This window comes from Mycolicibacterium fluoranthenivorans (genome assembly GCF_011758805.1).
In the GTDB taxonomy this organism is placed as follows: domain Bacteria; phylum Actinomycetota; class Actinomycetes; order Mycobacteriales; family Mycobacteriaceae; genus Mycobacterium; species Mycobacterium fluoranthenivorans.
The window spans coordinates 549,882-562,891 of sequence record NZ_JAANOW010000001.1 but is presented as its reverse complement, the minus strand read 5'-3'; the positions used below and the strand labels follow the sequence as shown (position 1 = coordinate 562,891).

Genomic DNA, 13,010 nt, shown 5'->3' with positions numbered 1-13,010 from the left:
CCCAGAACTGGGTAATGTGACGGCCATGACACAGACGGCGTTCAAGACGACATGGGACAAGCTGTTCATCGGTGGTCAGTGGGTTGAACCGTCGACCTCGGAGGTCATCGAGGTTTTCTCCCCCGCGACCGAACAGAAGGTCGGCCAGGTTCCGCTGGCCGCGAAGGCGGACGTGGACGCCGCGTGCGCCGCAGCCCGCAAGGCATTCGACGAGGGCCCGTGGCCGCGGATGTCCCCGAAGGAGCGCGAGGCGGTACTCGCCAAGGCCGTCGAGCTGATCGAGGCCCGCGCCGAGGAGTTCAAGCACCTGCTCATGCTGGAGACCGGCCAGCCGCAGACCATCGTCGACATGATGCAGTACGGCGCCGCCGTCTCGACCCTGCAGTTCTACGCCTCGGCAGCGGACAAGTTCGCCTGGCAGGACATCCGCGACGGGCTCTACGGGCAGACCCTGGTGCTCAAGGAGCCCATCGGTGTCGTCGGCGCCGTGGTGGCCTGGAACGTGCCGTTCTTCCTGGCCGCCAACAAGCTGGGCCCCGCCCTGCTGGCCGGCTGCACCATCGTGCTCAAGCCGGCCGCCGAAACCCCGCTGACCACCAACCTGATGGCCGACGTGTTCGCCGAGGCCGGCCTGCCCGAGGGCGTGCTCTCGGTGGTGCCCGGTGGTGTCGAGACCGGCCGCGCGCTGACCGACAACCCGGCGCTGGACAAGTTCACCTTCACCGGGTCCAGCGCGGTCGGCAAGGAGATCGGCAAGATCGCGGCCGAGAAGCTCAAGCCGTGCACGCTGGAACTGGGCGGCAAGTCCGCGGCGATCATCCTGGAGGACGCCGACCTGGATTCGACGCTGCCGATGCTGATCTTCTCGGGCCTGATGAACTCCGGGCAGGCCTGCGTGGGCCAGACCCGCATCCTGGCCCCGCGATCGCGCTACGACGAGGTGGTCGAGAAGGTGGCCGCCGCGGCGTCCGGAATGGCCGCCGGCACCCCCGATGACCCGGCCGCCATGATCGGCCCGCTGATCAGCGAGAAGCAGCGCGAGCGCGTCGAGGGCTACATCAAGAAGGGCCTCGAGGAGGGTGCGCGCATCGTCACCGGCGGCGGCCGCCCCGAGGGCCTGGACAGCGGCTGGTTCGTGCAGCCGACGGTGTTCGCCGATGTGGACAACTCGATGACCATCGCGCAGGAGGAGATCTTCGGACCCGTTCTCGTGGTGATCCCGTTCGACGACGAGGCCGACGCGGTGCGCATCGCCAACGACTCGGTCTACGGCCTGGCCGGTTCGGTGTACACCACCGACTACGCCAAGGCCGTGGAGATCGCCAAGCAGATCCGCACCGGCACCTACGGGATCAACATGTACGCCTTCGATGCGGGTGCACCGTTCGGTGGGTACAAGAACTCCGGTATCGGCCGCGAGTGCGGGCCGGAGGGCATCTCGGGCTACTGCGAGTCCAAGAGCGTGCTGCTGCCGTTCGGGTACACGCCAGAGTAGAACTCGATATAACCGCGAAAAGGCCTGCGCCGGAGTGATTCCGAGCGTAGGCCTTTTCTGTTGGGCCGCCCCGCCCCGCTAGTGGGGCGGCTCCATCAGTTTGGGCAGCGGGGTGTCCGGTGCCGGCTTCCCGGTGAACAGTCTCGCCGTGGCCGGGACCGGGCCCACCTCATAGGAGCGCACGACCGGGTTGTGCGCCTCGCCGGTCCAGCAGTCGGCCATGATCCGGTTGGCCTGCGCCGAGCTCGCCGAGAAGGTGAGATCGATGTCGACGGTCACGTGGTCGGTGCCCGCGCCGGTGACGCGCGCGGCGATATCGCACGGCGGCGGGCCCGCCATCCCGGGCGGGATGACCGCCGTGACGGCGGGCGCGCGGAAGTACACCGTGGCCACGGTGGTGCCGTCCGGGCCAGGGGCCGTGAGGTAGCCGATCAGATCGAGCTGACCACGGTTGGCCGGCGGCTGCGGAAGGAACGCGGGTACCCCGGGCAGGACAGCCGGCGATGACGCCTTAGTGGTCGTGGCGGACCCGGGTGTTGTTGGTGTCGCGGCGTTCTCATGCGCGCAGGCCGCGACGAGGGCCGCTGTCGCCAGCACCCCCGCCACGGCCTTGGGGATCACCATGGGGTGACTGTAACCGAGCTCTGCGGTCTCGCGAGCAGACCAGGATTCGATGTGTGCCCCATCTTCACCCCACTGACGAACCAGAGAAATCCACACCACATCCTCCGATCTCGAAGGCTCGGTCGACCCGCACAGGGGACCATCATCCACCGTCGATCAGCTGCTCGAGTTCATCGAGCGGCAAAAGCATCAGGTGGCTGAAGATCGTGGCCTTCACCACCGAAAGAACAGCGGACCCTGACTCCGAGTTGATTTCCGCGAAACCTTCGCGCGCTTGCTGCACAGTGACATCAGGCGAATAACCGAGCGCATAAAGGTCCGCACCGAGACGTCCTGAAGCAAGCTCTTGGCGGGCTGACGAAGCCCATGTCCAGATCAAGTACTTCTCCAGAAGCTGGAAGGTGGATAGTTGCGCCGTGTTGTTGTAACGCTTCCCACGGTCATTCACCCGATCGACAATCCACCAATCCCCATCCTGCCGAACATGGTAGGACTCATCTGCGGTGACGAAAGCTGCGTCGCAATCATCACAGTCAAGCGATACAACTGGATCTTGCATTCCTGCCCGTGCCGACCATGTCATCCAGTTCTTGCTCAGCAGCGCAAAATCAACCATCACCCACCCTTTGCTTTCAGATAGCCCGACTCGAGAAGTTCCGTGACGGAGGGGTCGATTCCATCAGGGGCAATAATCCGATATTGCACGCCACCGCCGGGTTGGTTGAACCAGGGCGCGACGTTCGACTGCTCGATACGCCAACCTGGAGGCAGCCTCGCAGGATCCGCCACCACGTACTCAAAGTAGGGCTTAACCGCACTGCCCGGCGGTAGCGCTCTTTCGGCAAACGGGGTGCCTTCGGGGGATAACCACTCTCCTCCTGGATAGCCGAACCGGTCTAATGTTGTGCCCTGGGGAAGCTCAGCGTGGGGAATTATCGTCCCTTCGATGGCGTATGGCTTGCTCGGCAAACTGTCGTCAGGATAAATCAGGCCGCCATCTGCGTCTGTGAATGCCGGGCCCGGTTCGACCGGGTGATATCCGTCGAATAGTGGGGAGTGCGGCGACAACGGCTGAGGCGGAACATCCAGCGGCGAGTGCACTGGATTGCTCACATCAGGTGTCAGATCGCGCGGAACACCGGATCTGAAACGTGGGGTGTGTTGATCAATTCGTCCGGCACACCGTCCGGTAAATCGAGCCCCGCGCGCGCCAGAGCACCCTCACCACCAAACATCAGGGTGGGTGCCGTCATCGCGCCCTCAGCGGATTTCTGTCCCAGGTAGTACGCGGGGTTCGGCGACTTCAGGGCGTCTTTGATCTCGTTCACCGCAGGATTCAGCGGGCCAAAGGGACCACTGAACTGCTCCGCTGTGCCCTTCAGGAGGTCGCGCCAGGATTCCCTCGCCCCAGGTTCACCCGGGCCACCCTGCCCTAGGAGATTCCTGATCTGCTGTTCGGTGCCGAACCACGTGTCAGCGAAGCCATCCCCGAATCCCGGCTCCGGGCCCTTGACATCTGACGGCCGAGGCGCGGGCGGTAAGGGTTGATTGGCCTGTGCCATCAACTCATTGACTCGCGCAACTCATTGACTCGCGCCTCGATCTGATCGGGCGGAACACCGTCATTAGCCATGACCTGACGCAATGCCGCCTTGGCGCGTTCAGCTTCCGCGGGATCCATCGGCGGCCGAGGTTTCGGCGGCCGCAACGGACCGTCACCACCGGCCAACTGTCCAAGCGCCTCGTCGAGTGAATTCGGCTGAGGCGGTGCCGGTTGTGCGGGCGGAGACTGGGCCGCCGTAGGCTGCGGCGCCTTCGCAGCCGGCACCCCAGATGCCGACGAAATCGCCTGCGCCAGTTCTGCGTCAACCGCGACACCCCGGGCAAGCACCACCGTGATCCGCGTCTGCAAGCTGGCAACTTTCGCAGCCACTGCGGCTGCGGCTTCCTCTGTCAGATACGACGTATCGGGCGGAATCACCTCATTGGTGGCTGTGTTTACCTCCACGGCTGGTGCCGCCGCAGCGTCGTTGAGAATGGTCTTGACGTCGGTAGCCAATGACTCGGATTCCTGCTCCGCATGGTCCATCGCCCTGGCAGCCTTGCCAATTCGGTCGGCGGCATCCTCATGGTCACCAGCACTGGCCACCATCGCCTGCTGGGCAGTTGCACCGGCAGCGCCCTCCCACGTCGAGGCACTGGCCAATGACCGGTAGAACTCCGCCGAACGGTTATGCGTCGCAGCCACCGCGTGGGTGGCCGACGCGAGATTTCCGATCTCGGTGGGCCAATCCAGCAGCTCCTGCAGACTTACTCCCACTCGAGGTGCCTACATCGACGACGCAGCGCCGTCGATGTCTGCGGCCCCTCCGGCATCACCTTGCACGTATCGATCGGCGGCCTCCCGATGCGCATCGGCGTGACCTGTGAACACCGCACCAAACTGGGCACGCTCTTCTTCCCATGCCGACAGCATCCCGGCCAGCGCCACGCCAGATGCTGCGCCCAGAGTTACTCCGGCAGCCTTAGTGTGCGCAGCCTCGTGATCAGCCGCGAAGGTAACACCGTGTCCCTCCAACTGACCCGCGGTCATACCCAACTCTTCTGGATCAACCCGTAACGGCTCGCCCACCGACTTCACCCCCTACTTTCACAGCTGGCGTTCATTTTAGGCAGTGCGGTCGCATCCGTCGGACACCAATTCGTGCGTCGGTCTCCTGCGGAAGACCCACCTCTTCCGCGTGCTCCAGCGAGATCGACGTGAGGGTCGTGGGGGCTGAGGAACCAGATCAACAACCCTGCGGTCGATCTCGCTGGAGCACCGCCGGCGGCGTGCCCCTAGAACGCCCCTTCGGGCAGCTCCATCGGCGCCAGCCCCATCGCCTCGATGACCGCCCGGTCCGATGCCAGCCGCGGCAGCACGTGCCCGGCGAAGAAGTCCGCCGCGCCGATCTTGCCGAGGTAGAAATCGCGGTCGCGATCGGTGGCGCTGTCCAGCGCGGCATGGGCGATCTCGGCGTGCTCCAACAGCAACCAGCCGATGAACAGGTCGCCGACGGCGAGCAGGAAGGGCACCGAGGAGAGCCCGACCCGGTAGAGCTCACGCGAATTCTCCTGCGAGCCCATCAGATATCCCGTCATGGCGGTGACCATCGCCGTCACATCCGCCAGCGCCGTCCGCAACAGCGCGCGCCCGTCGGCCACTTCCGGTCTGGCGTTGTCGCGGTCGAGGAACGCCTGGATGCGCCCGACCACATGGGACAGCGCCCCGCCCTGATCGCGGGCGATCTTGCGGAAGAAGAAGTCCTGCGCCTGGATGGCGGTGGTGCCTTCGTAGAGCGAGTCGATCTTGGCATCGCGGATGTACTGCTCGACCGGGTAATCCTGCAGGAAGCCCGAGCCGCCGAAGGTCTGCAGCGATTCGGTCAGGCACTGGTAGGCGCGCTCGGATCCCACCCCCTTGACGATCGGCAGCAGCAGGTCGTTGACCCGCTCGGCCATCGCCTCATCGGCTCCGGACACGATGGCGGCCGCCGCCGGATCCTGGTGCGCGGCGGTGAACAGGTAGAGCGCCCGCAACCCTTCGGCGTAGGACTTCTGCACGAGCAGGGCTCGGCGCACGTCCGGGTGGTGCAGGATGGTCACCCGCGGCGCCGTCTTGTTCGACATCTCGGTCATGTCGGCGCCCTGGATCCGGGTCTTGGCGTACTCCAGCGCGTTCAGATATCCGGTGGACAGGGTGGATATCGCCTTGGTGCCGACCATCATTCGCGCGTACTCGATGATCTTGAACATCTGCGCGATACCGCTGTGGGCATCGCCCACCAGCCAGCCGACCGCCGGTACCCCGTGCTGGCCGAAGGTCAGCTCGCAGGTCGCCGACGCCTTGAGCCCCATCTTGTGTTCCAGCCCGGTGACGAAGACCCCGTTGCGCTGCCCCGGCGCTCCGTCGTCGTCCGGGATGAACTTGGGCACCACGAACAGGGACAACCCCTTGGTCCCGGGCCCGGCACCGTCCGGCCGGGCCAGCACCATATGCAGGATGTTCTCGAACAGGTCGTCGGTGTCACCGTTGGTGATGAACCGCTTGACCCCGTCCAGGTGCCAGGTGCCGTCGGGCTGCTGGGTGGCCTTGGTGCGGCCCGCACCCACATCGGAGCCGGCGTCGGGCTCGGTCAGCACCATGGTCGCGCCCCAGTTCCGCTCGACCGACTGGACGGCCCACTGCCGCTGCTGTTCGTTACCGATTTCGTAGAGGATGCTCGCCAGCACCGGTCCGGCGAGGTACATGAAGGCCGCGGGCTGGGCGCCGAGCGCGAATTCGTTGATGGCCCACGCCAGCATCGCCGGTGCAGGTACCCCGCCGACACTCTCCTCCAAGCCGATCCGGAACCATTCGCCGGACTGCCACGCCCGCAGCGACTTCTTGAACGGCTCGGGAATGCTGACCACATGGGACTCGGGGTCGAAGGTCGGCGGATGACGGTCGGTCTCGGCGAAGGCCTCTGCCAGGGGGCCCTCCGCGAGACGGCCGGCCTCGCCGAGCATCTGCCGGACCGATTCGCCGTCGAGATCACCGAACTGGCCTGTGGCCAAGATCTTTTCGAGTGCGTAGACCTCGAACAGGTTGAACTCGAGATCCCTGACATTGCTGCGGTAGTGCCCCATGAGGCGAGCCTATCGGCCGACGCGGTCAACGCCCTGGGAATCGCCCAGGGTGGTCATCCCGCCGGTCAGTTCCGACGAGCCAACTATGCAAAGCACCATATTCTCTCGATCTGCCGACGGTACCCGCGCGGGTGTTCATCGGTTGTTCATCCACTACCAGGTGTTTTGACGGGATAGCAGATGGCCGACGATGTGTTCCTGGTTTATGCTCGATGCCATAGATAGGAGGCACACGATGTTGCTCATCGAGCTCAACGTCGCCGGCCACCGGTGCACACACCAGGTGGACCAGCCCCGCCGTACCTTGGACCGGGTCCGGGCACGACTCAACCCGCGCACCATGCCGTGGCGTCCGTCGCGGGCGGCCTGACCCGCAAACGCGGGTCCACGCGGCGCGCGATGCTCGTCACCGCGGTCGACGTCCTGCGCGAACGCGGCGCGGCCGGGGTCACCATCGACGAGGTCCTGGCGCGCAGCGGCGCACCGCGCGGTTCGGTCTACTACCACTTCCCCCAGGGCCGCAGCCAGCTGCTCATCGAGGCACTGAACTATGCCGGGGATTCCCTCACCGAGGTCATCGACGCCGCCGCCGACCGCGGCGGCATAGCCCTGGTGCGACAGTTCGTCGCCTTCTGGGAACGCGCCCTGGCGGGCAGTGCGTACACCGCAGGCTGCCCGGTGATGGCGGCAGCCATCAGCTCCACCGAGGATGACTCCGTCCTGGCCACTGCGGCCGGCGAGATCTTCGCGCGGTGGCGCGACGCGCTGAGTCAGACCTTTCGCAGGGACGGTTTCGAGTCCGCCGATGCCGAATCACTGGCCGTCATGTGCATCGCCGCACTGGAGGGCGCGGTGGTGCTGTGCCGGTCTACACGCACCCCCGAACCACTGCACCAGGTCGGTCACCAACTCGAATTCCTGATCAAGTCAAGGGAATTCGTGCGAGTGTACGGAATACCCGGTCGCTAGTAGCCGAGCAGATCGGCAAGTTTCACCAGGACGTCGACAGTCTGCGCGACAGTGCTCAACTTCGAGTCCAGCGTCTGCAGCGCACCGACGACCGCCGCGGTCGCGGAGCCGAGGTTCACCGACGTGTTGGTGGTCACATAGGTCAAGGTGTTCTGGACTATCGTCTGCGCCGCCGTCACCGCAGCCTTGACGTATTTCAGATACGGTGCAACCTTTTTCAGCGTCGCCAACGGGTCAGTGGCCGTGGTGGCAGTCGTCGCCGTCGTGGCGGTGGTGGCCGTGGTCACGCTGGCAGCGGCTGTCGCGGTCTTGGCCACCGCTGTCGTGGCGCTGGCTGCCGCGACCTTCGACGTCGTGGTGGTGGCCACCTTCGCGGTGCTGGCGACGCCGGAGTGCCCACCGCCGAGCTTGCGCGATGCGCCGAGGAGCAGCAGCTCTGCGGGCGCCGGTGGCGGTGTGGCCGGATCGGCCGGGGCGGCTTTCCTGCTCACCTTCGCCGGCTTGATCGCCGCGGCCACCTCGGTCCCGGTCGGCGACTGCACCGTCACCGCACCCACCTTCGGCACGCCACTCGAGGTATCCGAGACATCTTGCCCCGGAGACGATTCTGCGCTCGTCTCCGATGCCGATCCGCTGTCCTTGCCTGACGAGCTGGCCACGGTGGTGCGCTTGCGGGGCTTGCGCGTGGTCGACGAGGCGCTGTCATCCTTGGACGTCGCGCTGTCGTTCTTGACCGCACCGCTGCCGTTGCGCCGTTTCCCGCCGGGGGTCTTGGCGCCGTCGGCCGGTTTGGTGGCCGACGGTCCGGACGCGGCGGATGCCGAGGATGCCGAGGATGCACCCTGGGACGACTCGGTGGAATCCGCGGCAGCGGTGCCGCATCCGAGAGTCACCGCCGCACCGATACCCAGCGCCACGGCCAGACCGCCCACGCGCCCGACGTACCCGGCAGCTTTCATGCTCGTCTCCTTCGCCCTGTGCGCCGGCGCCGATGCGTCGACATTGGCAGCAGCGTAAATTACTTCCCGTCACCGTGCGGAGTTAGCTGAAAAACTCGGGCAAACTTCTTTCCGCCAGACCCCCGCGTCGGCCGGACCGCCGCGATGCCGCTGAAAGCCATTTTCCACCAAGACGTTTCGTCTGCAATACGGTTCAATAGTTCGCTGATCGCGAACCTTCCGCCGCGCCGCACATCGCGGATAGTCGTGTGCCCGGCACACTCCAACGCCGCGATTAGTTGAACCAGCAAAGAGCAATTCAGAAGGCGGAAACACCCTGAAAACACCGGATATCGGTACGCCAGCAACGCCGAGACGGTGATCCGCGGCCGGCGATGCCCAGGACGCAGGCCACGCATCCGATTTCGGCAAATTCCATCACAACTTCTTATCACCTTCTCGTCCAAGGCTTTTCATGAGCACAATGCTCTTGCAAACCGCGTCATCGGAGCACCGCCGTTCGCCAGCACGCGGAACGGGCCGCAGGTATACCGGCGCGAGTCAGCGGCGCAATATGTGCCCCGCCCGCGACGTACGACGGTCACCGCACACGACGTCGGGTTCAGCAAAATGCACCGCCGGCACGAGCGACACCGTCCACCGCTGCGGTCCGGCGGGGACCACGGCGGACGCGCAGCCACCTCGGTGTGCCTCCGGAGTTGCCACAAGTCGCGGCGGGTGTGAGGTCAGTCCACCGGAGCGGCAACCCAACGTGCACAGATGAACTCGCCATTGACCGCCGACTTGGTCAGCGTCCACTCCGAGCGCACCGGCAGTACCGGCGCGCCCCTACCGAGCGTGCACGGCGCATAACTCACGATCATCTCGTCCACCAGCCCGGCCTCGACGAACTGCGCGGCCACCACCCCACCGCCGACGACCCATATGTGGCGATCTCCCGCCGCGGCCGACAGCTGCGGATGCAACTCGGTGACATCGCCGTGGAAGACCCGGACCGGGTGCCCGTCGGCGACGATGCCCGGGCGGCTCGTCAGCACCCAGGACGGCTGTTCGTACATCCAGTCACCTTCCTGGTTGCGCACCAGCCACTCGTAGGTCTGCGACCCCATCACCAGCGCCCCCACCGAAGCGGCGAACGCTTCGTAGCCGAACGGCCCGGCAGCGTCGATGTCCCGGGTGAGCAGCCAGTCCAGGCTGTCGTGGTCGTCGACGATGAATCCATCCAGACTGGACGCGGTGTAGTAGACGGTGGCCATGACCGCGAGTATGGGCCCGCTCACCGACATCTAGACTCCTCGGCAGTGAGCGAATTCGAAGCGCTGTGCGCCAACGACGGTGACCTGGCCGAACTGCGGGCTTCGGTCCGGCGGTTCATCACCTCCGACCGGGCGGCGCACGGCTGGGAACCCCAGATCGACTCGTGGCTGACCAGTTGGGATGCCGGTTTCAGCGAGCGGCTGGCCGACGCCGGCTATGTCGGGCTGACCATCCCATCCGAGTACGGCGGCCACGGGCAGGGCTTCCTGCACCGCTACGTGGTGACCGAGGAACTGCTCGGCCAGGGCGCGCCGGTGGCCGCGCACTGGTTCGCCGACCGGCAGGTGGCGCCGTCGCTGCTGTCCTACGGGTCCGAAGAGCAGCGCCGCCGGCTGTTGCCGCAGATCGCGGCGGGCCGGCTGTATTCGGCGATCGGCATGAGTGAGCACGGCGCCGGATCGGATCTGGCGGCGACCGCCACCCGGGCCACCCGCACCGACGGCGGCTGGGTGCTCAACGGGACGAAGGTGTGGACCAGCGGCGGCCATCGCGCACATGTCGCGATCGTGCTGGCCCGCACCAGTCCGCTGGATCCCGAGCACCGGCACGCCGGTTTCAGCCAGTTCATCGTCGCGCTGGATTCCCCCGGCGTGACGATCAGCCCGATCGTCACGCTGGACGGGCACCACCACTTCAACGAGGTAACCTTCGCGGAGGTGAGGGTCGGCGACGGTGACGTGCTGGGTCAGGTGGGCGACGGCTGGCATCAGGTCACCGCCGAGCTGGGCTTCGAGCGCAGTGGCCCCGAACGGATCCTGTCGACCGCGATCCTGATCTTCGGCGTGATCCGCGCGCTGGGTCCCGATGTCGACGACCGCACCGCGACCGCCGTGGGTGACCTGTTGGGCCGCGCGATGTCGCTCCGTCAGCTGTCGGTGGCGGTGGCGCGCGATCTGGCCGCCGGACGCGATGCGGCCACCCGGGCCGCCCTGGTGAAGGATCTGGGCACCCGCTTCGAGCAGGAGTCGGTGGAACTGTGCGCCGATCTGCTCGAGTCGGTGGACGATCCCGGCGGGCTGCGTGCCGTGCTGGACACGGCGCGGCTGCATTCGCCGATGTTCACGCTGCGCGGCGGGACCAACGAGGTGCTGCGCGGTGTGATCGCCCGCGGTCTGGGGGTGCGCTAGCCATGGATGAGCTCGCTGCGCTGGTCGAGGACATCGGCCGCCGGTCCTATGACGCCAACTTCGGGAAGCGTAGGCTCCCTGAGGTTTTCGATGCCGAACTGTGGCAGAACCTGGACGAGACCGGGTTGAGCCGGCTCACCACCGAGCAGGGCGCCGGCCCGGCCGAATCGGCAGTGGTGCTCGGCGGCCTGGCCCGCTACGCCGCGGCCGTCCCGATCGCCGAAACGGACCTGCTGGCCGGCTGGCTGGCGCAGCAGGCGGGGATCGCGGTGCCCGAGACCGGGCCGCTGACGGTGGCGATCGGCACCGGCGGTACCGCGACCGGCGTGCCCTGGCCGCGTGCGGCGACCGTCGTCGTCGCCGACCGATCGGCGGACGGCCTCTCGGTGGGGCTGGCGGCGGATCCGCAGATCACCGACGGCCACAATCTGGCCGGCGAGCCGCGCGGCACCCTGGCCTACGACACCGTCGGCCTGCAGCGCCTGGACACCGCGATCGGTGACGAACTGGCGCGCCGCGGCGCATGGGCGCGCTGCGTACAGATCGTCGGCGCCTTCGATTCCGCGTTGGAGCTGACCGTCGCGCACACGTCGGAGCGGGTGCAGTTCGGCCGGGCGCTGAGCAAGTTCCAGGCGGTCCAGCATTCCCTTGCCGCCATGGCCGGCGAGATCGAACGCGCCCGCGCAGCGACGGACCTGGCGACGGCAGCGGTCACCGAATACGGTTTCGCGGCGCCGCAGGCCGATTACGCGGTGACCGTGGCGAAGGTGGCCGTCGGGCGGGCCGTCACCCCGGTCACCACCATCGCCCACCAACTGCACGGCGCCATCGGCGTCACCATCGAGCACCAGCTGTGGTCGGCCACCATGCGGGCCCGCAGCTGGAGCGATGAGTTCGGCAGCACCGCCTCCCACGCTCGACGGCTGGGCCGGCTGGCGCTGGACGCCGCCGATCCGTGGGACGTGCTCATCACGTGTCCAACACCTGGCTGACCCGGGCCTCCACATCGCCGAGCCCGGCCAGATCGATGCCGAACCGGCCGGTGAGCTGTTCGAGCACCTCCGCGGCCGATGCCAAGCGGATCTTCTCGGTGCTGCCATCGGTGTGGATGGCCAGGTTCCGGCCGCGCAGATTCCACCGCGCGGTGTCGGTGACCAGGGCGACCGACAACCCGACCACGAAGACCGCCGTCGGATAGGTCGACGAATACCAGGACCCGATGCTCAGATCGACCAGGGGCTGCGTGCGCAGGCTGAACTGGTACAGCGGCAGCCAGTCGCCGTGGATCTGGGTCTGCAGTTGCAGGCCCTCGGGGTGGTCCACCAGCCGGTAGGGCTCATGGCGGGTGCGCTGCACCGGTCCCGCCTCCAACCTGATCGGCGAGGACAGCGTCTGGCCGCCGAAGCCGACGTCGACCAGGAAGCGGCCGTCTTCGCCCGGCACGGTGACGGCCAGCACGTGGTGGGTGACCCCGGTCTTGGGCGCGTCCGGTGGCCGCATCCACACCACCCGCCCCGCCAGACGGTCCACCCCGTACCCGAGGTGCTCCAGCACATAGGCCAGCAACCCGTTGTTCTCGTAGCAGTAGCCCCCGCGGCGGCGGCCGACCAGCTTGGCCGACAGCGCCTCGGCGCTCAGGTCATGCACGGGGATACCCATCAGCGGATCGAGGTTCTCGAACGGGATGGAGCGGTTGTGCGCGGCCACGATGTCCCGCAGGGTGTCCAGGCTGGGACCCAGGGGGTATTCGAGGCCGATTCGTGCGAAGTACGCCTTGTCCATTCCCCGGTCGCTACGCTCTTCCCCGGCAGCGGGAGGTACTCCCTGCCCGCCGGGGCTGTCGACTGTCAT

General features: G+C 66.8%; 14 protein-coding genes and 1 pseudogene. 5 read left to right on the top strand and 10 right to left on the bottom strand.

Annotated features, from left to right (window positions below):
- The first annotated feature begins 25 nt into the window (after window positions 1-25).
- Window positions 26-1,495, top strand: coding sequence for an aldehyde dehydrogenase (locus FHU31_RS02740; RefSeq protein WP_167155611.1), 1,470 nt, complete (start codon window positions 26-28; stop codon window positions 1,493-1,495).
- 78 nt (window positions 1,496-1,573) lie between these two features.
- Here FHU31_RS02740 and FHU31_RS02735 read toward each other — a convergent pair whose 3' ends face one another.
- The 7 genes and pseudogenes from FHU31_RS02735 to FHU31_RS02705 all read right to left on the bottom strand — a co-directional run bounded on the left by FHU31_RS02735 (window position 1,574) and on the right by FHU31_RS02705 (window position 6,787).
- Window positions 1,574-2,119, bottom strand: a complete 546-nt coding sequence (locus FHU31_RS02735) for a hypothetical protein (RefSeq protein ID WP_167155608.1) — start codon at window positions 2,117-2,119, stop codon at window positions 1,574-1,576.
- A gap of 142 nt (window positions 2,120-2,261) precedes the next feature.
- Complete coding sequence (locus FHU31_RS31390; protein ID WP_234901124.1) at window positions 2,262-2,735, bottom strand: Imm61 family immunity protein; 474 nt, start codon at window positions 2,733-2,735, stop codon at window positions 2,262-2,264.
- Window positions 2,735-3,283: pseudogene (locus FHU31_RS02725) on the bottom strand (TNT domain-containing protein); the annotation flags it as partial. The gene FHU31_RS31390 and the pseudogene FHU31_RS02725, both read right to left, overlap by 1 nt.
- On the bottom strand, window positions 3,241-3,447 hold the full coding sequence (locus FHU31_RS02720) for a hypothetical protein (protein ID WP_167155605.1): 207 nt from the start codon (window positions 3,445-3,447) through the stop codon (window positions 3,241-3,243). The gene FHU31_RS02720 and the pseudogene FHU31_RS02725, both read right to left, overlap by 43 nt.
- A 233-nt stretch (window positions 3,448-3,680) precedes the next feature.
- Entirely contained in the window at window positions 3,681-4,439 is a 759-nt protein-coding gene (locus FHU31_RS02715) for a hypothetical protein (protein ID WP_167155602.1), read from the bottom strand.
- 9 nt (window positions 4,440-4,448) lie between these two features.
- A complete protein-coding gene (locus tag FHU31_RS02710) occupies window positions 4,449-4,712 on the bottom strand; it encodes a hypothetical protein (protein ID WP_167155599.1) in 264 nt (87 codons plus the stop codon).
- 245 nt (window positions 4,713-4,957) lie between these two features.
- A complete protein-coding gene (locus FHU31_RS02705) occupies window positions 4,958-6,787 on the bottom strand; it encodes an acyl-CoA dehydrogenase (protein WP_167155596.1) in 1,830 nt (609 codons plus the stop codon).
- A 235-nt stretch (window positions 6,788-7,022) separates the two neighbouring features.
- Here FHU31_RS02705 and FHU31_RS31815 point away from each other — a divergent pair, with 235 nt between their 5' ends.
- Window positions 7,023-7,157, top strand: a complete 135-nt coding sequence (locus FHU31_RS31815; protein WP_263988185.1) for a hypothetical protein — start codon at window positions 7,023-7,025, stop codon at window positions 7,155-7,157.
- 29 nt (window positions 7,158-7,186) lie between these two features.
- Window positions 7,187-7,756 carry a TetR/AcrR family transcriptional regulator gene (locus FHU31_RS02700; RefSeq protein ID WP_167160542.1) on the top strand — a complete coding sequence of 190 codons (570 nt, stop codon included), beginning with the start codon at window positions 7,187-7,189 and terminating at the stop codon, window positions 7,754-7,756.
- On the opposite strand, the gene FHU31_RS02695 is transcribed toward FHU31_RS02700, so the two are convergent.
- Window positions 7,753-8,715: a hypothetical protein gene (locus FHU31_RS02695; RefSeq protein WP_167155593.1), complete on the bottom strand. Its 963-nt coding sequence runs from the start codon at window positions 8,713-8,715 to the stop codon at window positions 7,753-7,755. The two genes, FHU31_RS02700 and FHU31_RS02695, sit on opposite strands and share 4 nt — an antisense overlap.
- A gap of 725 nt (window positions 8,716-9,440) precedes the next feature.
- A complete protein-coding gene (locus FHU31_RS02690) occupies window positions 9,441-9,971 on the bottom strand; it encodes a dihydrofolate reductase family protein (protein WP_167155590.1) in 531 nt (176 codons plus the stop codon).
- Window positions 9,972-10,016: 45 nt separating this feature from the next.
- Here FHU31_RS02690 and FHU31_RS02685 point away from each other — a divergent pair, with 45 nt between their 5' ends.
- Entirely contained in the window at window positions 10,017-11,159 is a 1,143-nt protein-coding gene (locus FHU31_RS02685; RefSeq protein WP_167155587.1) for an acyl-CoA dehydrogenase family protein, read from the top strand.
- Between the two features lie 2 nt (window positions 11,160-11,161).
- Window positions 11,162-12,151, top strand: coding sequence for an acyl-CoA dehydrogenase family protein (locus FHU31_RS02680; RefSeq protein ID WP_167155584.1), 990 nt, complete (start codon window positions 11,162-11,164; stop codon window positions 12,149-12,151).
- Here FHU31_RS02680 and FHU31_RS02675 read toward each other — a convergent pair.
- Window positions 12,129-12,941 (bottom strand): arylamine N-acetyltransferase family protein, encoded by an 813-nt coding sequence (locus FHU31_RS02675; protein WP_167160541.1) that lies wholly within the window; start codon window positions 12,939-12,941, stop codon window positions 12,129-12,131. The two genes, FHU31_RS02680 and FHU31_RS02675, sit on opposite strands and share 23 nt — an antisense overlap.
- Window positions 12,942-13,010 lie beyond the last annotated feature (69 nt).